Origin of the sequence: Kitasatospora sp. NPDC058965, assembly GCF_042741245.1 — a bacterium.
Classification (GTDB): domain Bacteria; phylum Actinomycetota; class Actinomycetes; order Streptomycetales; family Streptomycetaceae; genus Kitasatospora.
Window position 1 is genome coordinate 16,501 of the sequence record NZ_JBHYKG010000036.1, and the last position, 24,148, is coordinate 40,648.

14 protein-coding genes and 1 pseudogene are annotated in these 24,148 nt (G+C 67.3%); 4 read left to right on the forward strand and 11 right to left on the reverse strand.

Annotated elements, in window-relative coordinates; genetic code table 11:
- Window positions 1–217: 217 nt before the first annotated feature.
- Window positions 218–436 (reverse strand): ATP-binding domain-containing protein, encoded by a 219-nt coding sequence (locus ACFW1A_RS09140; protein ID WP_380406658.1) that lies wholly within the window; start codon window positions 434–436, stop codon window positions 218–220.
- Window positions 433–2,256 carry a UvrD-helicase domain-containing protein gene (locus ACFW1A_RS09145; protein ID WP_380406660.1) on the reverse strand — a complete coding sequence of 608 codons (1,824 nt, stop codon included), beginning with the start codon at window positions 2,254–2,256 and terminating at the stop codon, window positions 433–435. The genes ACFW1A_RS09140 and ACFW1A_RS09145 overlap by 4 nt, the downstream gene beginning before the upstream one ends.
- Before the next feature lie 43 nt (window positions 2,257–2,299).
- Here ACFW1A_RS09145 and ACFW1A_RS09150 point away from each other — a divergent pair, with 43 nt between their 5' ends.
- Window positions 2,300–2,590, forward strand: coding sequence for a transposase (locus ACFW1A_RS09150; protein ID WP_380406662.1), 291 nt, complete (start codon window positions 2,300–2,302; stop codon window positions 2,588–2,590).
- A gap of 995 nt (window positions 2,591–3,585) precedes the next feature.
- Here ACFW1A_RS09150 and ACFW1A_RS09155 read toward each other — a convergent pair.
- The 9 genes and pseudogenes from ACFW1A_RS09155 to ACFW1A_RS09195 form a co-directional block, all read right to left on the reverse strand.
- Window positions 3,586–4,434: a hypothetical protein gene (locus ACFW1A_RS09155; protein WP_380406664.1), complete on the reverse strand. Its 849-nt coding sequence runs from the start codon at window positions 4,432–4,434 to the stop codon at window positions 3,586–3,588.
- 12 nt (window positions 4,435–4,446) lie between these two features.
- A pseudogene (locus ACFW1A_RS09160) lies at window positions 4,447–4,656 on the reverse strand (RHS repeat-associated core domain-containing protein); the annotation flags it as partial.
- A complete protein-coding gene (locus ACFW1A_RS09165; RefSeq protein WP_380406666.1) occupies window positions 4,589–5,521 on the reverse strand; it encodes a transposase in 933 nt (310 codons plus the stop codon). The pseudogene ACFW1A_RS09160 and the gene ACFW1A_RS09165, both read right to left, overlap by 68 nt.
- Window positions 5,522–5,659: 138 nt before the next feature.
- The gene (locus ACFW1A_RS09170) at window positions 5,660–7,225 is read right to left on the reverse strand and encodes an ISL3 family transposase (RefSeq protein WP_380406668.1); all 1,566 of its coding nucleotides are present in this window, start codon (window positions 7,223–7,225) and stop codon (window positions 5,660–5,662) included.
- 115 nt (window positions 7,226–7,340) lie between these two features.
- Window positions 7,341–7,901, reverse strand: coding sequence for a winged helix-turn-helix domain-containing protein (locus ACFW1A_RS09175; protein WP_380406670.1), 561 nt, complete (start codon window positions 7,899–7,901; stop codon window positions 7,341–7,343).
- 83 nt (window positions 7,902–7,984) lie between these two features.
- Window positions 7,985–8,107, reverse strand: a complete 123-nt coding sequence (locus ACFW1A_RS09180; protein WP_380406672.1) for a hypothetical protein — start codon at window positions 8,105–8,107, stop codon at window positions 7,985–7,987.
- A 229-nt stretch (window positions 8,108–8,336) separates the two neighbouring features.
- Window positions 8,337–8,651, reverse strand: a complete 315-nt coding sequence (locus ACFW1A_RS09185; RefSeq protein WP_380406686.1) for a YcxB family protein — start codon at window positions 8,649–8,651, stop codon at window positions 8,337–8,339.
- Between the two features lie 394 nt (window positions 8,652–9,045).
- The gene (locus ACFW1A_RS09190) at window positions 9,046–9,531 is read right to left on the reverse strand and encodes a hypothetical protein (protein WP_380406674.1); all 486 of its coding nucleotides are present in this window, start codon (window positions 9,529–9,531) and stop codon (window positions 9,046–9,048) included.
- Window positions 9,500–16,210 carry an RHS repeat domain-containing protein gene (locus tag ACFW1A_RS09195; RefSeq protein WP_380406676.1) on the reverse strand — a complete coding sequence of 2,237 codons (6,711 nt, stop codon included), beginning with the start codon at window positions 16,208–16,210 and terminating at the stop codon, window positions 9,500–9,502. The genes ACFW1A_RS09190 and ACFW1A_RS09195 overlap by 32 nt, the downstream gene beginning before the upstream one ends.
- 540 nt (window positions 16,211–16,750) lie before the next feature.
- Between ACFW1A_RS09195 and ACFW1A_RS09200 the strand changes: the two genes are divergently transcribed.
- From ACFW1A_RS09200 to ACFW1A_RS09210, 3 genes are all read left to right on the forward strand, one after another.
- Window positions 16,751–20,872: a LamG-like jellyroll fold domain-containing protein gene (locus ACFW1A_RS09200; RefSeq protein WP_380406678.1), complete on the forward strand. Its 4,122-nt coding sequence runs from the start codon at window positions 16,751–16,753 to the stop codon at window positions 20,870–20,872.
- A 776-nt stretch (window positions 20,873–21,648) separates the two neighbouring features.
- Window positions 21,649–23,505: a hypothetical protein gene (locus ACFW1A_RS09205; RefSeq protein WP_380406680.1), complete on the forward strand. Its 1,857-nt coding sequence runs from the start codon at window positions 21,649–21,651 to the stop codon at window positions 23,503–23,505.
- 183 nt (window positions 23,506–23,688) lie between these two features.
- The gene (locus ACFW1A_RS09210; RefSeq protein WP_380406682.1) at window positions 23,689–24,129 is read left to right on the forward strand and encodes a sortase-dependent protein; all 441 of its coding nucleotides are present in this window, start codon (window positions 23,689–23,691) and stop codon (window positions 24,127–24,129) included.
- The last annotated feature ends 19 nt before the right edge of the window (window positions 24,130–24,148 follow it).

Sequence of the window (24,148 nt, forward strand, 5' to 3'; positions counted from 1 at the left end):
TCCCGATCTCCGGGATCGCCTGCCACACGCTCCCTCTCCGCCCGCCCTGACGCGATGTCACAGGATTGGTGGTGGTCGAGTCGATATCGGGCACCGACACCAACGGCATATCGGTGCATGCCCCGCGCCGGCTCGCTGTGTCAGCTCACGCGTCCGGGGAGCGGTCGTCTGTGGTGAGACCGGTCCACTGACTCGATCGGCAACCGTCGAAGGGGGTTCACGGAGTAACCGCCGAGTCCCCCGTGTCCACGCTCCCCAGCCAGAGCCGGTCGCGGGCGCGCGTCATGGCGACGAAGAGCTGGCTGCGCGCCAGTTCCTCGTACTCCTGGGCGATCTCACCGTCCGCGGCCGTGGTGCGCAGCGCGTGGTCGTACTGCGGCAGGTAGACCTGCTTGAACTCCAGGCCCTTGGCGCGGCGGTAGGTGCCGATCTTCACGGCGTCGACCGGTCGGCCTTCGTAGTGGGTGAGCCGGATGACAGGGATGCCTGCGGTGACCAACAGCTCCTGGTAGTGGTGCAGATGCTGCTGCGTGGAGCAGAGCACCGCGCAATCGCCCCAGGCGGTCCCCTCGGGTGGCGCGGCGCCGGTGGCCTCCGGGGCCGGGGCGCCGTGGGCGCGCAGGGCGGTGAGCAGGGCCTCGTCGTGGTCGGCCAGCGTGCGGCTCCGGCTCCGGAGGACCTGGCCGGCGCGGAGGGACGGGTCGACGTCACGGCGTCCGGAGCTCCGCTGCTCGTCCAGGTCTTCGAAGTCGTCGTGCTGGACGACGGCCAGAGCGCTTCCAGGATCTCCTTGGCGTTGCGGTAGTTGGTGCGCAGCACCTGTCCGCGGTCGCCGCGGATGTCGATGCCCGCCTCGCTCACCCGGAAGCCTCCGGGGTACACGGCCTGTTGGCCGTCGCCGATCAGGAGCAGGCCGTTCGGGGCGTCGCCCGCGAGATGGTGGAGGAGCTTCAGTCCGGTGAGGGTGAGGTCCTGGATCTCGTCCGTGATGACGGCGGCGTACGGCGGTGTGGCCTCGGTCGTGCGCAGGTGGTCGAGGGCGAGGGTCAGGATGTCGTTGAAGTCGTGGACACCGCGTTCCGCACGAATCCGCTCGTACTCCTCGTACAGCGCCCAGACGGCCTCGCGGTGGTTGCGCCGCAGGGTCGCCCGCCTGCGGCGGCGGGGCAGGACCGCGTACTGCTCGAAGCTGGTGATGCCGCGGCCCTTGATGACGTAGTCGATCTCCTCGCGCCAGTAGTGGGAGGTGGCGTCGATGGTGGGCAGCACGCTGGTCCGGCCGACGTGCAGCCAGGCGAGGTTGAAGGCCGAGCGCGCCCGGTCGCCGTGCAGGTGGGACGGGATGCGGTGCTCGCGCAGGTAGTTCAGGGTCCATGCGTGCAGGCTGCTGAACTCGACCCGGTCGCTGATGGCGGGGGCCATGGTCTGCAGGAAGGTTCGTTGGACGCGGGGCAGGTTGTTGGCGAACGTGACGTAGAGGATGCGGCCGGTCGTGCGTCGGGCCAGGTGGGCTGCGCGGTGCAGTCCGACTACGGTCTTGCCGGTGCCGGCGGGACCGCTGATGCGGGCAGGGCCGGACCAGTTGCGGCGGACCAGGGCGACTTGGTCCGGGTGCAGGAAGGTCATCCACTGCTCGATGGGCGTGTGCCGGGCGGCGGCGAGCTGCGCCTCCCGGATGTCGTCGACCTCGAAGAGGGCCTCGGCGGCCGGCGCCGAACCGGCACGGGACTCGCCGTCGACGGCCCCAGGTGCCACAGCCACAGTTTCGTAGGCCGGGAAGGCTCGTTCGAGGTGGTCCCCGATGAGCCGCACTCCGGCCGGCCGCAGGCGGGTCGGCTCCCTCAGCAGTGCGGGGGCCACTTCCTGCTCCCCCAGCAGGTGCACGTCTCCCACCTGCTGGTCCACCCGGTGGCCCGCGAAGACCATGAGCGGACGTACTGCCACCGGCGACAGGCCGAGCTCACCGACCACCCGTTCTGCCAGCCGGGTGACCGCCACCAACTTCGCCAGCTCGTCGTTGCGGGATTGACCACCAGCCCGAAGCTGACCCTCCGCCGGTTCCGGGCCGGCCCGCCAGTTCTTGACGTCCACGACATACACGCCGCCGGGCCCGACCAGCAACATGTCCACGTTCGCCGAAACCGTCCCGGGCCACCGACGGTCGACCAGCAGCCGCCAGCCCTGCTCGGTGAGGAACAGGAGCCGTGCCGCGACCAGTTGCTCGCCCTCGCTCGCCGCCCGCCAGATCGGTCGCACCCCGGTCGTGCGGGTACGGGCCCGGGGCTCTGGACGGCTGTCGATGGCGGGGATGACTTGCTTCAAGCCGGGCGAGCGGTCCCGGCTGATCTACGCAGTGCGCGAGTACCGGGGCCGCAAGAACGAGCTGAAGGGCTTCGGCTGGCGGGACTTCCGTGACCTGATCGTCCGTACCAGGATCCAAATCGGCGGTCCGATCGTCCTAGCCTGGGACAACCTCCGCCTCCACCTGACAGTAGGCATGCCGGAGTTCATCGCCGCGAACGCCGACTGGCTCACAGTGTTCCGGCTGCCGACCTACGCCCCCAACCTCAATCCGACGGAGAGCGTCTGATCCTTGGTCAAGCGCGACATCGGAAACCTCGCCGCCGCCGACCTCGGCCAAATCACACGGGCCGTGAAGCGCAGACTCAAGCGCATCCTGTACCGCCCGGACCTGGTCGACGGATACCCTCCTCGGCACCGGACTCATCTTCGACGGCTGATCGACATCACGTGGAAGTGGCCAGGATCAGGGCGGCCTGACAGACCAACCGCCAGGCCGCGACCGGGTCCAAGCCGGACCTCCCCAGTGGCACGAGTGACGGTAGAACGGTCCACGCCGAACCAACAGGCCAGAACATCATTGGGTGACGCCAGGACGTGGTGGACGAGCGCAGCCAGAGCCGGAAAACGAAGACGCGCTCGCACCTTTCTCCGACGTCGACCGCCCACCGTCGCGGCTGGTCACACGGCTCTGCGCCGCGGCAGACCCACCACGCCGCCCCCAACTCTGGCACCAGGTCGGCAATCACCACTTGCGACAAGCCGGTGATCCAACACTCAGAGACGATCAATGCGCGGGCCACGATCCCCACCGCACCACGTCCACGAGTCGACCGGCGGCGCGCTGCGGCCAACCATGTACGAGGTCGTTACTGACTGGCCGTGGAAGGTGAACCGAGTGGCGGACGGTGGAAGAGCGGACCCCAGCCATCCTTATACGCGACGACACCATTCTTGAAGCAAAATCGGTAGATCGTTCCGTCAATAGTCGCCGTATCATCTTGATAGTAGACGCAACTATCCGAGGGCACTGGAACCGCCGGTGGGTTATAGATATCGGAAGGCGCCAGCGGAGCCCCGAGTCGAGCAGTAATACTCTGCTGCGAGTCGCCTTGCTTAATCGCCAGATACTGATCCTCGGCAATGAAACCATGGCCCTTATTGCTGAGTCGACCAGAGACCCAGCCATAGGTCACATACGCTAGGCCGCAAGCCAGTGCAGCTGCGACAACGATCACCGTGACCCGCACTCCGTTCCTCTTGCCCACCATGCCGCCTCTCATGTCACGGAACCGTCTGCATAGACGACTGTGCGAAGATCCAATAGTTCTGCGCAAGGCCTGTATCGTGGAGCCTAATCAGGTCCGACGCAGAGAAAGTCCTTCCTGGCATCTGGAACCCTTTATCAAAGTCGTAATACTTTCGCACCTGGAAGCGGAACTCCATTGCCCCAGAGGCGGTTCGTGTGGCTGCGACGCGGTAGTCGAAGTCCGCAAAACTGGTGAACCAGTCCCTTGGCGAGAATGCGTGGTCACTGTCGGTTAGCGGATTCTTACTCATGCCCACCTCATCGGCATCACCGATTTGCCACGGACTCACAAAAACAGGATTCCCTTCGGCAAGCGATGCTTTCATCCCACCCCGAATCGTCTCGTCAATCTGCTCATGGACAGCCGGGACATTTTCATACAACTTATCGATTGCATCTGCCGATAGCTCCAGTGTCGCACCCCCTCCGGTAAGATAATGCCCCAGCAGAAGACTTGACATCACGTAACCGTCTCCCGTCGCCAACGTGGCGGCTACTGAGAGCTCGAGCCAGACCAAATAGTCGTTCCGCGTAGGCTTCAGAGAGCCCGGCTCGTTGATCGGAGGATCATCGGCACCGCGACACATCTCCGACCCACAGTTTGCACAGTCCGGTCCATCACCAAATCCGTCAGGCTGCGGTATATCAGAGACACAGCCATGTCCATTGTAGCGTTGGAATTGACCGCACCGGTGGGCTGGCTTACCGAAGCCGCTGGTGTCAGGGGTTTGCGGCTCTTTCACCGTTGTGGGGAGGTTCGCCTGGCACTTCTCGTCGCGGGCGTCCTCGTGCGGGTTTCCTCCGTAGAAGTCGGGTTCCTTCATCAATCCTGACGGATCGCTACTACCTACAGGATTGTTGCCAGCGTAAGTGTAGCCGTTGAGCTGCTGGGGGTCGGTTTCCAGGACCGGGTCGAGGCTGATGAAGCGGCCCAGGGTGGTGTCGTACTCGCGCGCGCCGACGGTAGTCAGGGCGTCGCTACTGAACTTGAACTCGTGATGTCGGTCGGCTCGTGGTGACGGCGTCAGGGTGCGAGACCGTCGGATGTTGCCGGCTCGGGTTCAGGACGGTGGCTGCAGCCAGCGCCGCGGCGAGATTCACCTCGATGTCATCGCTCCAGGAGCAGACCTCCAGCCATGAGAGGTAGCCGCTTTGCGCGAAGACCAGGACCTCGCCAGGGCACTCGCCGGTTTCGGTGAATAGCTGTACGTCGGCAGCTACGACGGTGCCGGGGCCCGTTGGCGCGGGCTCCACCGTGTCGGTGTCGAGTTCGAAGTAGGCAGTGCCACACCCGCACTTACAACGGGATTGCATTTTGAGTTGAGGCACCTGCCGTCGGAGGGCGACGTGAGCGGGCTCGTCCGGGTTCAGGACGAGGTCAAGCACGTCGGCCACGTCCTCGGGCAGGCTGTCAGTCATGCCGCCACCGTAGCTGACCAGCGGCTTTGGGCTTCGACCAATTTCGGGTCCGTCGACCCGACACAGGTCAAGGTGCAGGTTGGTGCCGGCGAGGCAGCCGTCGATGACCTCCGGTCGGTACTGCAGCATCTTCAGTTTGCGCTTCACGGCGCGGGTGATCTGGCCGAGGTCGGCCGCGGCGAGGTTGCCGATGTCACGCTTGACCAGCGACCAGACGCCCTCTGTCGGGTTGAGGTCCGGGGCATAAGTGGGCAGCTGGAACACAGTGAGCCACTCGGCGTTCGCGTCGATGAATTCGCGCATGCCGACCGTCAGGTGGAGGCGGACGTTGTCCCAGACGAGCACGATCGGTCCGCCGAGTTGGATGCGGGCGCGGACGATCAGGTCGCGGAAGTCACGCCAGCCGAAGCCCTTCGATTCGTCCTTGCGGCCCCGGTACTCGCGGATCGCGTAGATCAGCCGGGACCGTTCGCCCGGCTTGTAGCAGGCCATACCCGCCATCTACACCCGCCCGGAGCCGCGGCCTCTCACCCTCACGACCGGGGTCTGGCCGATCCGGCCCCAGGTCCTGGCACGCGGCGGAGTCATCGACTGGTTCAGCCAAGATTTTCGTGATGCGGTGACCGATCGTCATGCGAGTAGGACGCGCTTGCGGAGAAGCGGAAGGGAAGCTCGTCCATACATTTGCCGTTTGAGCATCTTGATTCGGTTGACGTGGCCTTCGACTGGGCCGCTGCTCCACGGCAGGGTGAGGCCGGCGGTGACAGCGTCCTGGTCGCGTTCGAGTCCGTCGGCGAAGGCGTGCAGGTGGGGTAGGTCGGCGGCGCGGACTGCTGAGATCCAGGCGGGGAGGTCGGTGCCGGTTCGATCGCAGATCATGCGGGCGAAGGCATGGACGTGGTTGCGCACGGCCTCCAGTTCGGGGCAGCGCGAGAGGACATCGCCGAGGAGGCGTTCCTCCTCTACTCGCAGGTTCCCTGGGTGGCGGGTGATCCAATTGGTGAGGTCCTGGGGCTTCGGTGGCGGCTCGGGGGCCGTCTTCGCGGTATCGCGCAGGGGGCGAAGGAAGCGGCGGACGGCTTGGGGCGTGCGTCCTGGGTAGCCCTGGGCCTGGATTTCGCGGAAGAGGGTGGAGGCGTTGGTGCACCCCTGATTCCAGCGGTTGATCAGGTAGGGCCGGTAGGCGTCCAGGCGCGTGGTGCGGATGGCGCGGTCGGCGAGTGCTTCGGGGTTCTCGCAGTGCGCGTAGCGGCGTGCGGTGTGGCGGGCCAGCCCGAGTTCACGTCCGATTGCGCTGATGGTCCATCCCCGGGCGAGTAGGTCCTGGACGGCGCGGTGGCGTTCACGGGTGCGGGTGACCAGCCATTTCTCGGTTCCGGTGTCCGGGTTGAGTGCGGGGTCGGGAGCGGCAGCCGGCGTGGGCTCGGGGTAATCCGCCAGCGGTGGTGTGAGGCAGGAGCGGTGGGCGATTGCTGTGCGTTCGACCGCGTGAGCCAGGTTGTCCCACAGGTGCCACGCGTCGGCGACCTGCTGAGCCTGCGGTGCTCCGGCGTTCGCGGCCTCGGCGTAGGCGCCGGCTCGGTCTCGGCAGACCACCTCGATGCCGGGGTGGGCGGACAGCCAGGCGACCAGGGGTGCTTTCTCCCGCCCGGGGAGCAGGTCCAGGACACGGTGGGAGTCCAGATCGACGAGCACGGTGCCGTACTTCCGGCCCCGGCGGGTCGCGAAGTCGTCGACTCCCAGCACACGGGGTGCGGTCGGCATCGGATCGGGTGTCGCCATCACCACGCTGAGCAGGGTGGTTCTGCTGATCAGAATGTGCAGGACGGCCGCTAGCCGGGCACCGGCCCGCCCGGCCAGAGCCAGCGCGATCGCCTGCACGATCTCCGCGAGGATGATCGTGCGGCGGCCGTACCTCACGGTCAGATCCGCTACCTGCTCGGCGAAGGTCCGCCGAGTGCAGTGAGCGGTGTCGCAGAACAATCGCCGGACGCACAGCTCGATGGCGACCGAGCGTCCGCCAAGAGGCGCGTCGGCCAGGTGGCGCTGGTAGCGACTGTGCACCCGGCGAGTCGGCACACCGCAGTCGGGGCAGGGCACGGCCGTGCCATCCCGGGTTCGGGCGACGACCAGCACCTTCCGGCCCTCGATTCGCACCTGTTCCACCAACACCTGGGCAAGATGCGGAAGCAGCAACCGCAGCGTCTCCTCACACGGTCGCAGTGTCCTGCTGCCTCGGCCAGCGCGTCACCGGCGCAGCGAAGCACGAGCAGAGCACGTCCACTGATCACCATGACGATCCGTCACCGCATCACGAAAATCTTGGCTGAACCCATCGACTGCCCGGCTTCGTCCTCGAAGACGAGCCAGGCACCGCGGGCCGCCGCGGCGCTTTTACCCGCGGCCACGTGTCCTTCTTCCACAACTCGACCGCCGCATCGTCGCGCTCGATGGCCCGGCGGGCCGGCTGCTGCCAGGACCAGCCGTGCCGCTTGAGCAGGGCCCAGGTCCCCTCCACGGTGTAGGACACGTGGAACAGCCGGCCGATCAACATCTTCACCCGTGCCAGAGTCCACCGCTGGTCCTCCCAGCCGTGGGCCAGCGGTCCACGCTCCAACTCCCGCTCCAGCCGCGTAACCTGGGTATCCGACAGTTTGGGACGACCGGGTGAGCCCTTCGAGGCGATTCCCACCGCACCGCCCTCGCGCCACTGCCGGCGCCAGCGCTCCACCGAACGTATGCTCACCCGCAGCGCGGCCGCGATGTCCCGGCTCTTCTCGCCGCCCTCGAAGCGTTCCACGGCCTGCCGCCGGATCCGCTCCCGCGCGGCCCTCTCCGCGTCGGTCAAGCCGCCGCCCTGTGCATACCTCACAGCACACGACTACCGGGGCCGGCCTTCTACCGGCAGGCGAACGCTACTGCTTCACCCATCCGAGCGACATCACGAATTCAACTTCAGTAGCACGCGTCGATCTCCTCCCAGTCTTCCTCGTCGGCAGCCCGCTCCTGCTCCTCGAAGAGCGGACGGAACTCCTCGAAGCCGGGAAGTTCTCGATATCGGCGTGGGCCCAGGGCCAATAGGCGCCTGTCACAGCCAGTCTGGCAATCTCCTGATGGTCGCGGTGGAGTCGCCAGACACTGCCAGCAGCCACGTTCGAGTTGCTCATGTCCCCAGGATAGCGATTACCACTGACAGGTGGGCCGTGCTTCGCGCTATACGGAGCGAAGAACGGGATCGATCTCGGCCAGGACCGGCCCAGGGCCAAGACTGTCTCCTCCCTGGCAGCGCATCGCATACCATCGTCGACTACAACGGAGACCGGCGATATCGCCGCCTTGGCCAACTGGACAACAGGTTGGACAACTGACCAGCCTCCGTATCAGTAAGCGACCGCCCAGGGAGTAGAACTACATCCTTTGCCCGCTTCGACACCAAGATCCAGCCGGTCGGAGTCTTAGTCGCATTGTGCACCTCATCCCACGCCAACTCCTGCACCATGGCCTCACGTTTCACCGTGATCCCACGATCCGTTATCTCAATTGTCGTCAACCGAGAGAAAGCCAGCGCAGCCTTTGCGGCCCTGTTAGCCGTCAACCGCCATGAGAGCGTCAGAGCAGTCATCACCACGAACCCTATTACCGCCGCAACCGTCGCCGCAGTGGGCAGTGCAAACAACGACAGCAGAGCAATCAACCCGATGACAACGAGCCCAGGAGCACTCCGAAGCTGTTCAAACTTTCGCAGTGATGAAGTTATCCCTGCCACTTCGGCCGGCGTGGCCGCCTCCGTCACTCTAATATCCAATAGCCCTCTCCCTCCCTATTTTGAAATTCGACGATCAACAAGGAGATACAACTTACACTTCCGACACGCCGCGCCAGATCCCAAAATATTCAGACCCGCCCCTCGCCAAACCAGGGGAACGATAGTCACAGCCAGGGAAGGAGACTGCAAGAAAGGCTCTCCGCCTCGATATTCAAGACTGCCAACCCTTGCGTCGATCACCGCCAGAGGACTATGCAAAGAACAGGCGGACCCCTTCCGGTTGGCTATCAGCCAGGAGTCGACTCTGACTCGTTAGTTCATCCGCGAGGTCTTCGGGGCCGATCGCGCAGCGATCTGGCAGCACAAGGAGCTCATGTTGCCCATCGTAATCCTGCGAGTGGATCGCTGCCTGCACCGTCCATTCTCCGTCGCACCAGGTCAAAATCTGATTGAAGCTGATGGCCCTACCGTCGGAAAACTCCGCCTCCGCATACCACTCAATCTGGAAGCCATCACCATGGCCGCCATCGAAGCTATCTTCCGCATGTACTCCGTTGAGTTCGGCCATCCAACAGGGATGACTGACCTCCCGGACTCCCGGCAATTTTCGCAAATCGGCGGCAATCCGTGTAAAGATGCCCCCCACTCGCGCCATCGCTCCTACCACTGACACCTCTGCCGGAACATTCATCACCGACACAGCCTCACTCTTTCGGGAACTTTCCTGATAGATCATCGATCTTTGCTGCCTTGATCAGCTCCCAATCGTCCACGTAGACCGACACGTGCCCAGGCGGAGTATCAGCCGATCCTGGCACACCGTCTGGAACCACTGAACCAGCAGGCAGCTTGGACGTGTCGATCGCAATGTATGGCTTGCCCGGGTGTAGAACCGGCGTGCCGGGCGGCAGCGGATTGGACAGCGAGTCACGGAACGACACAGCCTGCTCTCCCGGCCGAAGCTTCAGATTCGACGGCGCGGTGGTACCCCCACGATAGATCACGGGTGGCACACTCGGCTTCGGCGCCGATCCGCTGGCACCTGCTGGCTCGCCGCCTCCTGCTCCAAAGCTTCCGGCGCCAGCTAGGTTCGCGACAACTGCTGCGCCGATTGCGAGTGTCGTCAAGCCCGCCCCAGTTGCTGCCGTACTCACGCCGGCCGCAGCACCAGCAATGCTGGCCATCAATAGCGAGCCACCAGTGTTAAAGAGGGCTTCACCAAAGGCACTCGCCGCCGCGACCGCGATCTCTGGCGCCAGGACACAGACCACGATGACTGCTGCCACTGCAGCGATCACCAGTGCCGCCGTCAGGAGTGCCGCCGAGTGCACCTCTGCCTGGCAGACCACGTCGTACCAGGCGCAGTGTCGGTGTGCCTTCTCCGCCGCGGCCTTTGCGTCGGCTTCGGCCTTCGCCTTTGCGGCGGCCTCCGCCCTCGCCTTGGCCTCCGCGGCTGCGGCGGCGGCTGCGGCCGCCCGGTCGTCGTCGACCTGCTTCTGGTTGTAGCTGCTGCAGGTGGCGGCGGTGCACAGGGCGCCGAAGCCCTGTTCGTGGGCGAGGTCTTGGGAGATGGGGGTGCCGCCGGCCTGGGTGGGGGTGTTGACGGTGGGGTCTGCCCACCAGTTGTCGAGGCCGGTCGGGTCGCTGTAGGTGATGGGGTTGCTGGAGGCGTAGGTGTAGCCGTTGAGCTGCTGGGGGTCGGTTTCCAGGACCGGGTCGAGGCTGATGAAGCGGCCCAGGGTGGTGTCGTACTCGCGCGCGCCGACGGTGGTCAGAGCATCGTTGGGGTCCTGGGCTTTGCCGAGGAAGCCGTTGGGGTCGAGCCAGGATCCTCCGGGTGCCGGGCCGCGGGGTGCGCCGAACGGTGTGAGCTGTCGCCAGGACGGGTTCTTGGCGTCGCTGTCAAGGCTGATGGTTCCGCTGCCGTGCTGGTCAGCCAGTTCGAAGCCGTATCCGCTGTTGGTGAGCACGGCCTGGCCGCCACCGGGGAGGGCGTAGGTCCGGGTGTTGGCGACGGAGCCCGTCGAGGTGTTGAGGGTGAGTTGCTGGTCGGGCAGGAAGAGCGTGGTGGTGCCGGGGTCGGTGCGCTCGATGACGCTGCCGGAGGCGTCGTAGTAGTAGCTGGTGATGTTGGAGCCGGTCGTGGCGCTCTGCAGTTGTCCTTGGTCGTTCCAGGTCAGCGACTGCTGTCCGCTGGGCGTGGTCCGCGAGGTGGTGGCGCCGAGTCCGTTGTAGCAGTAGGTGTTGTTGGCGCTGCTGCCGCCTGTTGTAGTGGCGGTCGCGAGCGTGTGGAGGCCGGCAGTGGTGGGGCAGCCTGCGGCGCTGCCGCCGTAGGTGTAGTTGGTGGTGGTGTCGGTGCCCGCGGTTAGCGAGTGCTGGGTCTGTATCCGCGGCTGCCCGGCGGCGTCGTAGGTCCAGCTGGTCCAGTAGGCGCTGCCAGCCGTACCGTCGCCGACCGTGCTGGTGACGTTCGCCGAAGTGGGCTGTGTGCTGCAGCTGTTGGCGGTCGGGCCGGCTGCGGTCGTCCAGGCCTGGGTGAGCCGGTCGAGCTGGTCGTAGGTGTAGCACTGGGTCTCGCTGGCGAGCCCGTTGCGCACGTCGGACTGGGAGCTGATGTTGCCGGCCGTGTCGTAGACGTAGCTGATGTCGTCCAGGGGGGTGCTGGAGACAGCGGTGTTGATCACCTTCTGCTCGGTCAGCTTGCCTGTGTTGTTGTCGTAGGTGTTGCCGACCGTCGCCTGGTTGGTGGCAGAACCGACGAGTTCCTGGGCGACCTGTCCGAGAGCGGTGTAGAAGACGTTCTGCGCGTATCCGTGCGTTCCGCCGAACGTGGTCGGCACGTCAAGGCCGTTGGCGCCGGAGTAACCCGTGGTCAGGATCTCCGAGCTCATGCCGCCCGCAGCCGGGATGAGTGTAGAGGTCGGCCGGCCGACAGTGCTGGTGTAGGAGTGCCGGTAGGTGTAGGTACCCGACAGGCTGGTCGTGCCCGGGACGGTGTACGCCTCTCCGAGCGACTCGCCGAAGGTGTTGAATCCCTGGGCCTGGACGATGAAGGCACCGGCCGGGGTGAAGGAGGTCTGCGTCGTCACATGGCCGATGGCAAAGGCCATGCCGGGGACGGCGTTGTTGCTGTTGTCGTACACCCAGGCGCTCACCTGGTTGGCACTGGACTGCCCGGTGACCGGCGCATCGTAGGCAGCGGTTTTCCGATTCAGTGCGTCATAGGTGTACGAGAGCGTATGGCCGGCAGAGTCGGTCGACTGCAGGATGTTGCCGTCCGCGTCGTACAGCGTCGGCGAGTTGGCAGGGGTGGCACCCGAGTCGGGGTCGGTCTTGCCGTTCGGCTGCCCCAGGTAGTCATAGCTGGTGGTCCAGGTCGCGCCGAGGGGATCCGTGGTCGTGGACGGACGGCCCAGGGCGTTGAAGGTGTACCTCGTCGCCTGAGTGCTGCCGCCGGACACGCCGACCGTGGTGAACCCTCCGGCCACGTTGGTCGTGACGGTCGGCGTAGCCGAGTACTGGTCGAGTTCGCTCGTGCGGCCAAGCGCGTCCGTCAGTGTCGCGGTGGCCACGGCACCGATCGGCGGCACGCTGATGGTGCGGTCGCCGAGGTAAGCCGCGTAGGAGGTCCGCTGGACCTGGGACTGGTCCAGCATGTTGACGATGGTCGGGCGCCCCAGGCCGTCGAAGTAGGTCAAGGTCTGCTGGTGGACCTTGTTGTCGGCCGGCGTGCCCAGCGTGGTGTTCGGGTTGGTCGTGTTGTCCCAGTAGTTGGCGTTGGTCTTGTAGGTCCAGCCGTGGCTGTCGTAGAAGGAGTCGCTGATGATGCGGCCGGCCGCCGCAGTGACGGCCTGCCTCTGGGTCTGTCGCACGCGCAGCAGTGAGTCGAACAGGGTGGTGGAGGTGGCGTAGCCCGTCTCGTCGTTCATCACCTGGGTGGTGACGGCGACGGGCGCGGTGCTGGTGGAGGGGAACGTGTAGGTGTAGAGCTCGTTCGCGGGCTGGTTGGTTGCCCGCGAGTCCTTCCACACCGCGAGAGTGCGGCCCAGGCCGTCCGCGTGCAGGGTGGTGACCACGCCGTTGACGTCCGTGGATGTCAGCGTCAGGGCCCGCTCGGGGTCGAGCACGGTGGAGGCGTGCTGCCCGAGGGCGTTGGTGGCCGTGATGCCGGTTGTGGTCAGGTACGAGGTGGTGGTGTAGCCCGTGGTCGTCTTGTGGCCATCGCCGTCATACGCCGTGATCGGCCGCCCGTAGCCGTCGTAGACCGTTGCCGTTTTGGTCTGGTAGCTGAACGCCCCACTGGAGTAGCCGATGGCGTCCTGCTTGATCGACGCATCGCCGAGGGTGGGCGTGGCCTGCGGCCACGTCGGCGCGGACGACTGCGGCCAGGTGCCCGCCATCGTGGGGTTGTCATAGAAGGTGCGGGTGTCCGCGATGACGTCGGTGGCCTTGTTCAGGAGCGTCGGAGCGGTCAGGGCGTTGGTCTGCGCGGCGGTGGGCGAGCTGGCGCCGGCTGGCGAGGTGCCGCCGCACGGCTTGTCGTCCTCTTCGGTCTCGGCGACCAGGCCGGTCAGGTTGAGGCTGGTGTTGGCCGGTGCGTAGCTGGTCTGGGTACAGGTCTCCTGCGAGAACGCGGTCCCGGCCAGGGAGAGGTCGCCGTGGAAGTCCGAGAAGAGTTCCAGTGCGAAGGTCGGCGAGCTGGGCGAGGTATCGAAGGTGACGTCGGTCTCGGTGGTGCGCCAGGTCGTCGGTGAGGAGCTGGTGATGGCCTGTCGGGTCCAGGTCTCGACCTGGCCCATCGCATTCGAGGTCAACGGAGGAAGGCCGGTGCGCGCACGCGTCGCTGTGGCTCCGGAGACCCAGTAGGAGTTGATGGTCGAGTGGTCCACGCTGCCACCGTCATAGGTGTACGCGGCGCTCTCGAGTGGGCTTCCCGCCAGCTGGTTGCTGTCGGTGTGGACCCCGCCCTGCGAGTCTGTCAGGGTGACCGCGCGGGTGGACGTGGGGCTGAGCCAGTCCCCGTCCATGCCGCGGTAGAACCAGCTCTCGGAGAGCGTAAGCGGGTCGGCGCCCTGGCCGGTGCGGGTCTGGACGTCGCCGTAGCCGCGCCACTGCCCGTAGGTGCGGTACTTGGCCTGGCTGGTCTCGTTGGTGTCGTAGTGCCAGGCCGCCGGACCGAGGTAGGTGTATGAGGTGTAGAGACCGGCTGATCCACCAGCAGGGTCGGACTGGGAGACCGACTTCACGACGTACTTGTTGAACCAGTCTGTGTACGGGCTGGAGTAGCCGCTGGGTGTCCACACGACCGGAAAGCAGGAGGACCCGTTGGTGGCCGGGTTGAGCGACTGGATGCTGGTCGCCGTGCAGCCACCGTCCGCCAGGCCGTAGGTCACGCTGATCACGCTGCCGGTCTCGGTAGTGATCGTGTTGAGCCGGTAGCGGTTGAACGGGCCCAGGCCCGCGCCGATCCCGGTGGTGTAGTTGACCCGGTTGGCCATCATGATCGGGCTGAATGTCACCTGCGGGAGCGTCACTGCCGAGCCGCCCGCCGTTGTGTCGGCTCCTGTGTGGGTGATCGAGTTCAGCCACAGGGTCGAGGTGTTGTAGGTGCCAGTCGTCGGGATCGACTGGCCCAGCGCCCAGGAGTCGACGGTGTTGTACGCCGAGCCGTTCCACTGCTGGGTGGCGATGCCGGTCAGGCGGGTGGTGGAGAAGAACGACGGCGAGTAGCTGGTGCAGGTGGCTCCCTGGGCGCAGATCAGGTCGAACGGGACGTCCGGCCAGTTGGCTGCGTTCGAGGCGTTCAGCGGGTCGCAGGTGCCGGAGACGCAGCGCTCGCCCGGCGTGTAGACCACCTTGTCGGCGACGGTGCCGTAAGCGTTCCCGTCGGCGAAGCCGTAGTCGATGTGGTCCAGGTGGCTGTCCCTGGTGTACGGGACGTTGCTGGTGCCGTTGTTCTCGCCGTAGTAGTTGGTGTCCTGCTTGTAGTAGTAGGACATGGCGCCGCCGTGCAGGTCCTTGACGTAGTCGAGGTGCCAGCGGTAAGCGGTCGTGCAAACGGAGGAGGCGAAGCCGGACGAGGAGTAGCACGGATCGCCGGGGCTCGCCGAGTAGACCGGCTCGGTGTCGACCGAGTTCGTGGTCGGGCTGCCTGAGGTCCAGCCCGGCAGTTGGTTGCGGCCGAAGGTGAAGACCGTGCCGTTGCGCTCGGTCACGGTCCAGTAGTCGGTGTTGTAGGTGCCGCTGCCGTTGCCGCTGTTGGTGACGTGCGCGATGACGGAGCCGTTGTCGTTGGCCGGCTTCCAGGTGTTGTGGCTCGAGTCCCAGACCATTGCGCTGGTTACGCCGTTCAGCGAGAGCGTCAGGATCGGGCCGTCGTAGCACATGTCCCCGGTCTGCTGCGCGAGCGGCAGCGTCACGCCCTCCGGGGAGTCGGCGCAGGAGACGAAGGACTGCTCGATGAACGAGTCCGCCGTGGACCAGCCGTCACCGATCCACGAGGACTGCGCCTGCGTCGAGGCCGTGGTGCCGTCGATGCTTCCCGAGTCGTAGCTCAGGCCGATTGTCGGGGAGAGCGCGGTCACCGCCGGCGGCACCGCAATGGGGTACGTGTAGTCGAACGAACCCGTCGACCCGCCGGAGCTCCACGACCCGGACGGCTTGAGCGAGGTCGCTCCGAACTGACCGCCCGCGCCACCGCCGTCGCCGGACGACGGGGAGGCGGTCGCCGCGATCACCATCGGAGCCGCTGCAGCAGCGCTTGCCTGCGAGATCGTGTACGCGGCCTTGACCGCTCCCCCCGCCGGGCTCGACGCAGAAGGTACTTGGGCTGGCTTGAGAGGCAGCGTCGTGGAGAGCGACTTCGCCGCCACATCGTTGGTCGTCGCGAGCGGAGTCTGGACGCGGCATGCAGGAACCTGAGGTGTCGTCAAGGCACAGGCCGGCATGCTGACCAGCCTCAAGCGCGAGGCGTAGTCTCCGCCAAAGGCCTGAGAGAACGAGGAGTAGTCGATGCCGATGCGGGCCTGTCCCTGGCCACCGGCACCGGGGGTGAGTTCGGCCAATACGCCGTTGACGCCGGCGGACTGAGCCGCCGTGTGGTCGAGCACCTTGACGTCGAGCGAGGACGGGCCCGCATAGGAGCCCTTGTCGTCAGCCAATGCCTGACCCCAGACCGGGCTCCCGGCGGAGCTGCTCTTGGAAGCGATCAACGGCAGTGAGACTGCCGAACCTGCTGGCCAGCTCGGAGCGGCAAGCGTGTGGTTGGTAGGCGGAGCCGGCCTGGTGAGCGGTTTGGGCTTCACCGGCGTGACCTTGACCGGGCTCCCCAGATCGGGCTTCGGCGCGGCGGCAGTCAGGCTAGGCGCCGCCACGGCAGTCGCCGTGATCCCGACCTGTGCCACCAGGCTCGCCACGACGAACAGTGCAGTCCGCCCGAACGTGCCAGGGTGCCCACTCCACCAAGGCTTTGAACGCAAAACCGCCCCCCAGGTCCCTGAGGCCGCGACGCCGGGCGGCAGGCGCCCGCGTCGTACCCCACCCATCCTGATTGCCAGCGCCGATCATGGCCGATCAGTCGGGCTCAGATCGTGAATCCGAGCATTACGAATCCATCACAGTTTTCGCTGGGCATGACATATTTCACCTATGTCTTTAATTTCACGCCAAAACGCCCAGGCGGCCAGGCATGCCATCAGCCGGCCGAGCGCCCCTCTTGTCCTGATTCGCTCCTGTTATGACGGTACTTCCGTTCAACTGACACCAGCCACAAGTAGTCTGACGGAACGCCATTTCCAACACGGGCACCCTCCAAATGCCATGGCACATGTCGCAAATGGGGGCATGCCGTCAAACCTCTGGCCAAACAGGCAGGCATTGAACACCAGGGCTCCGCAATACTCACGCCGAGGGGACGATCAGCACCCGGCGTGAATCGGAAGGGATGAAAAGGGCAAATGAAACTACGACACCGCTTTCGACCGTCGAGCGGAAGCACGGGGGTACTGCTCGCCGGTGCACTCGCCGCAGCAACGCTCACCGCTCTGCCAGCTGCCGCAGCCGCACCCGCCGCGGACCGGCCTGCGGCAGGCGCCGCAGCGCCCGCACCTACTTCCCGGCTGCTGTCCGCGCACGAGGCGGCTGCCCAGGCCCATGCGACAGGCCGACCTGTCCTGGCGACCGCGCTGACCACCGAGACGTCACAGACCGCCGTGAACCCGGACGGGACTCTGACACTCACTCAGTCAGCAGTTCCGAAGCGCACGCTACGCAATGGGACCTGGACAGACCTGGACGCCACGCTGAAGGCAAACCCGGACGGTTCGCTCTCGCCGGCCGTCACACCCAACAGCGTGGTCCTCTCCGGCGGTGGCAACGGGCCTCTCGCCTCGCTCTACACGCACGGCCAGGGCATGACGCTGACTTTGCCAGTCACCCTGCCTCGCCCCAGCCTCGCGGGCCCCAGCGCCGTCTACGCCGACGTCCTGCCCGGGGTGGACCTGACCGTCACGGTGCGGCCCACCGGCGCGTTCAGCGACGTGTTCACCATTCACACACCAGCCGCCGCGCGTGATCCTCGGCTCGCCAGCCTGCTCACCGCCAGCACCACGACCACTCCAGGTCTGAAGACCGCCACCGACAACGACGGCAACCTCAGCGTGTCCGACGCGACCGGGCACCGGGTTCTCACCGCTCCTGCACCCCTGGCCTGGGACTCGGCCGCTCCCGCAACGACCACGGCAGCCGCAGCCACGGGGAACGAGGCAGTCGTCCAGTACCCATCCGCTGTGGGCGCACCCGGGCGCGCGGCGCACATCGCCAAGCTGAAGGTCGACGCCCGGCCCGACAAGATCACCTTGGCGCCGCCGACCGATCTGCTCACCTCTGCCGATGCCGTCTACCCGGCCTTTGTCGACCCCACCTACTCTCCCAACTACGGCAACAACGGCTGGTCCAGCCCGAGCGCCGCCTACCCGTCAAGTTCCTACTGGAACAACACCGTCGATCCCACAGCCGGCATCAGCCAGGTCGGCAACAGCGGCATCGGCGAGTCGATGAGCCTGTTCGACTTCCCCATCGACCTGGGCACCCTTGGCGGAGCCAGGATCTACAACGCGTACTTCGGGATCACCGAGACGCACTCGTGGGCATGCCCGACCTCCGGGCACAACCAGACCGTCGACCTGTACGCCCCCTCGGCGACCCTAAATTCCTCGAACGCCACCTGGAACTCGTGGTCCGGCAACCTCGGCGGCGCAGTCGCGTCGTCCTCGTTCGCCCTGGGTTACAACTCCAACTGCCCCGCCGGGGCCATTCCGCCGTTCGATGTCACCAGCACCGTCGCGGGAGACGTCTCGGCCGGCAAGTCCACCCAGACACTGGCGATGCGGGCCGACAACGGGAGCGACAACTACGCCTTCAAGGAGTTCCAGGCCAACACCGCGAACCTGACCGTCACCTACGACAAATACCCCAACACTCCCAGCGGCCTGTACACCTCGCCAGCCACCAACTGCAATGGGTCCACTTACCTCGGCGACACCTCCGTGTCCCTCTACGCCCCCGTCTCCACGCCCACCAACAGCCCGCTGACCACCACGTTCGTCCTCTACAAGACCTCCGACGGCTCGCAGAGCAACCTGCTGACCTCCGGCAACGGCGTCAACTCCAACACCTACAACGGGGCATCCGGCCAGGCGGCCGTCATGCAGCTGTCCGAGAGCTTCTTCAAAAGCCAGGCAGCCGGAGCCGTCGCCTCGTTCAGTTGGCGGGTCCAGACCTCCGACGGCACCCTCGGCTCGAACTGGTCGACGACCTGCTCGTTCAACTGGGACCCGACCCGGCCCGGCGCCCCGGGGATCGCTCCCAACCCCACCCCGCCTGCCGGCTCCGCTACCTGCGCCACCATCGGGGACAGCACCGACACCGTCCAGCAGGTCGGCACGTTCTGCTCGTTCACGCTCACCCCGCCCAACGGCACCACGATCTCCGGCTACCAGTACCAGGTCAACCAGTCGCCCCCGGTCACCGTGAACACGACCGGCACGGTGAATGTCAGCGTCCGGCTCGACCGTCTCGTCAACACCTTGACGGTCAACGCGCTCTCCCCGGGCGGCAACACCGGCTCGACCGCTACGGCCAGCTTCACCGGCAGCAAGATCAGTCCAGCAGCCATCGACGGGGACCTCACAGGTGACCACGTCCCGGACCTGATCGTCCCCAGCGGCAATGGCAACCCTCTGCCTGCCGGGCTCTGGCTCGCCGCCGGCAACACGGGCGGCAACGTGACCCAGGCTGCCTCCAATGCCGGCCTCAACGGCCTCGCTGTCAACGCCGGTACGAACCCTGCCGACTGGACCAACAGCCAAACCGTCAGCGGAAACTTCTGCGGTTACGGCGCACAGGACGTCCTCGCCTACTTCCCCACCGGCGCCAACGCGGGCGGCGGCGACATCGCCTGCAACGACGGCAGCAGCGGCCCCCTCCACAAGGGACCGGCCACCGCCCTGGGCACCACCAGCCTGCCCTTCCGGATCCCAGCCGGCTCACTCCAGGACGCCGGCGGCAACAACGCCACCCAGATCGCCGCCGCGGGCAACACTAGCGGCCAGGCCACCGGCTACCCCGACCTGCTCGCCACCATCAACAACCAACTCGTCCTGTTCACCTCCACCACACCGAACGGCTACAGCAGCCAGGTCGGACTCGGCTGGGCCATGTGCCCCAGCGGCTGCAACGTCCTCACCACCCTCAACACCCCTGACGGCACCCAGGACTGGAACAGCTGGACCATCAGTACCGTCCAGCTGGCCACCGGCACCGCGCTGTACCTGTGGAACCCCACCACCGGCGCCCTCAACTTGTGGACCGGCCTCAAGCTGTCCACAAACACCAGCACGCTGAGCACCGCTGCCCAGTACACGATCGCCACCGGCTGGAACACTGGCCAGAAGCTCCTGCTGCGCGCTGCGGACATCAACGGCGACGGCACCCCGGACCTGTGGGCCGTCAACAGCTCCGGAACGGTGACGACCTACCTCAACACCAATAACACCCTCACCACCAGCAGCACCCAGACCCTGACTGCACCCACCCATTCCTGGGCCCTGAACGACAGCAGCACCGACGGCGCCACGATCACCACCGCCGCCGACACCGCGGGCAGCAGCCCACTCAGCGGACAGAGCGGCATCACCTGGAGCACCCAGGACCTCTTCAACCCCGATGCCCACTTCAGCGGCAGCGGCGCCCTGAGCACCCCGGCGGTACTCGACCTGACGCAGAGTTTCACGGTCGCCGCGTCAGTCAAGCCCGACGTCAATGGCGGCGTCATGATCTCCCAGGACGGAACCCAGAACTCGGGCTTCATGCTCTACGGCGACACCACCAGCGGCCAGTGGCGCTTCTGCATGTCCACCATCGACAACGGCGGATGGAACTACGACTGCCTGAACGGCACCGCCGTGGCAGGCGGCATGTGGACCCACCTGACCGCCACTTACAACCGGCTCTCCAACGTCATGGCGCTGTACGTCAACGGCATCGAGGTCGGCGGAACCACCACCCACAACCCCGTTAGCGGCTTCACCGGTAGCTTCCGAGTCGGCGACTTCGGCTCCACCAACGGTGGCCACTTCGCCCAGTACAAGGGCGCCTTGGCCAACATCCAGGCCTGGGCCGGCACCGCACTCCCGCCCGACCAGGCCGTACGCCTGTCCGGCGCCACCGGCTACGCCCTGATGCCCAGTGACAACGCCAGCTACCCCAGCGGCACCACCTGGACCGCCAGCCGCGCCACCATGACCCTCAACGCGGGCCAGCTCACCATCCACCAGACCGGCTCAGCCAGCGGGACCTGGACCCAGGGCGCTACCGGCAACCCCAACGCCGTCCTCGCCATGCAGACCGACGGAAACCTCGTCATCTACCCGCAACCAGCCCGCACCTTCGGCACCGCTCTGTGGGCCAGCGGCACCTACAACAACGCCAACGACACAGCCATCCTCCAACCCGACGGAAACCTCGTCATCTACCGCATCGACGGCGTCCCTCTCTGGGCTTCGAAGACCAACAACTGACCGTCAGCTCCCAGTCTGCTGCCCGGGCCCCTCGGCCCGGGCAGCGCGCCATGCGAAGTACCCAACAGCGCGGCCGATCCAGCCTCCCCAGCCACCATGCAGGCACCGGGGCATCCGTACCGCAGTCTGCGCGAACCCACCATGGTGACCATCGGACAAGGGCTGCACGCTGCAGCTCTACAGCTGCGTCGAGGATCAGTAACCTGGTCACCATCGCCTGGGCGGCGAAGGCGGTCCGGCGAGGTAGGCGAGCTTCTGGTCACGCTGACGGATGAAATGCAGCCCCCGCCCTCACAGGACAGCCGTTCAATCTGCCACGAGCGAATCGGCACTTCACTGGGATTGCATCAGCTGCGCCACTCCGGCAGCCTCACCACCTGCCGCACCTCCAATCGCCCCGGTCCACCAGCAAAGCCCCGCTACTCCCGCCAGGAGCGCATGGACACGGCCAGTAAGTCGCCCTGCCGAACCAGCAGCGTCGCGGCTGGCCAGTTTCCTCTTTCCGGAGCCGGGCCGGCTTCCTCAGTGCGGGTGTGGGTGGCGACTGCGGGCAGTGTGGTGACCGACGTGGACCAGTGCGGCCTGCACACGTAGGCCGGGCGAGCTCCCGCTGATGAATGGGTCGAGTAGGCGCGGAGCGCTACGGCAGCGGGCGCGCACGGCGGATCGGGGCCGACGGGGAGCGAACCGCGCCCAATCGCAAAGCGCTCGACAGCGCCGGCCCCGCCCTGTCACGATGCGGGCATGACCTACGGAATCGAGTCCAACTCCGCCCGGTGAGCGCCCAGGACGAGCGCGCGGCGCTCACCGGCTCGCCCACCATCTACTTCCAGGCACGTCGCCTGTTGCGCCAGTCGCCGGAGCGGCTGCCGCCCGCACGTGGCTATCGCTTTCCCGAGCCGTCCCGCACCGGCGGGGCGACGGCACCCGATGAACCGGTGCTCGGCCGGGACGCCGCCGTGGCTGCCGTCCGGAGTGCGCTGACGCCGCTGCCGGCCGACGCGGCCACCCTCCACCGGCGGCTCGCCGCCCTCGCCCTGCCCAATCGGCAGCTCTGGGTGATCCGGTCCGCTGTTCAGGCGCTGCCGTTGCCCGAGGCGGAGCACGCGCACGCGCGTGCGCTCGCCCGGCAACTGATCCGGATCGGGACCACGGTGACCGCTGTCGGCGTCGGCCTGGCCCTGCTCGGGCGGGTCGGCGAGTGGGGGGACCGTACGTCGATCGCCATCTTCGGTGTGTTCTCCCAGTTCTCCGGCCTCGCCGTGGCGGCCCTCGACCGGATCGACCATGCCGGGGCTTCTGCCACGTGGCTTGCCGCGACCCGCCACCAGCCGGAGTTGGGGCCGCTGGTCTGGGCGGTGCGGTTCGACGGGCCGGCCGCGGTGCGGGCGCAGGTGCTCGCCCTCGCGGTCACGCCGCGCCTCGTCGGCAGCGAGACCGCGCAGCGGATCGCGGCGGCCGCCCGGCTGCCCGAACTGCTGGACCGGTACCCGGACGACGCCGAGCTCCTCGCCCGGGCCGCCCGTCTGCTGGTCCGGATGGGCTGCACCCGCGACTACCGCGCCGATCCGATCGCGTACCCGGACGCCTGCGCCCTCTACGACCGCGTCGTCACCCGGGCCGCGCTGCTGCCCGCCTCCCTCGCCCACCACGCCACCCTGCTCGCGCTCGCCCTCGACCTCGGCAGTGGGAGCGGGGTGCTGCTGGACTGGGCTCCCGGGGAGCGCGAGGCACTGCTGGAGCGGCTCGGCACGCTGCTCGCCGAATCCCGCTGGGTGGCTGCCGTCGAGGCGGGCGTCGACAGCCCGGACCCGGACCGGCGGCGGTGGGCCGGCTGGATCCGGCGGACCGGCCGACGGCCCTTCGAACTGCCGCGCAGTGCACAGCGGTTGCGCTTCGAGGTGGTGGTGGGCGAGCCCGTGGACCGGGAGCCCGTGGAGGTCCGGATCCTGCTCGACGGGCGTCCGCTGGTGCCGGAGGCCTTCGGGCTCGGCCCCGCCAACGCCCCCGAGTACCTGCTGGACCAGGGCCTGCTGCGGGCGGAGCCGGAGCCGCGGGAGGTACAGCTCGCGGAGGCCTACTGCACCGAGGGGTGCTGCGGTGCGCTCCACGTGACCATCCGGCGCGAGGGCGACGAGGTGGTGTGGGACAACTGGCGCCGGCCCGCCCGTCACCCGCACCGGCCCGCCACCGGGGACGAGTTGCCCGCGTACCGGTTCGACGCCGCCGCCTACGACGCCGAACTCGACCGGGTCACTGCCGACCGCTCCTGGTCCTGGCCCGCCCGGACCACGGCCCGCCTGATCAGGGCGGGGCTGGCCGAGCGGCCGGAGGTGCTGCTGCGTTGGGAGGCGCGAGCGGGCTGGGTGACCAGCGGTCACGAGGATCCGGACACGGTCGTGGTGACCTTCTGGCACCTGCCGGGGCTGCTGCCCGACGACCAGCGCCTGCTCAGCGACGGGCTGCAGTTCTGGTGGGAGGTGCCGGACGACGGTCGACCGCCCCAGGAGCAGGCGGCCTCGGTCCTGCGCCGCCTGGCCGAGGAGGACCCGAGGCAGTACGCGACGTTCTGCGGCGGCAACGGCGCCCTGGCCCAGGAGCTGGGGTACCCCTGGCCGCCGCGGCGTCCCTGACGGGACGGTGGACGGCCGCTGCGCGCAACCAGGGCGACCGGGTAACGGCAGGCGGCGGACTGTTACACAGTCAGCCGACAGGTGTTACGCGGCTGAGCGGTGACCGCGCGGCGGCGTTCCTAGCGTGGGCTGCGCCGACCCCGGTCGAGGTGAGCGGGGCGGCGGATCCACGGAGGTCTTCGCATGTCAGGTGTCATCGCGTCAGGTTCCGGTGCCGTGCGGCGCACGGTGCGGCTGTCGTTGGTCTCGCTCGGGGTCGCGGTCGCGCTGGCGGGCTCCGCGTCGGCGGCGTTCGCCGACGGGACGCCGGCGCAGCCGAGCGCGTCCGCCCCGGTTCCGGCCCGTACGCCCGCCCCGGCGGTGTCCCGGCCGCCGATTCCGGTGCCGCTGCCGACCGGTCTCCCGAGCGCCCGGCCGAGCGGGGCGCCCGTGCCGACGCCGGCCAGCGGCCCGGGGGCCCAGGTGCGGGCGGTGCCGAAGGGCGGCGCGCAGACCGGTGAGGGTGCGACCGGCCGGTCCACCGGGACCCTGCTGGCCGGATCCGGCCTGGCTGCCGCGGGCGCGGCCGGCCTCGGGTTCGCCGTGCTGCGCCGCCGCCGGACCGGTGCCGGTGCGCGCGGCTGACCGTCGCGCCCGTCGCACC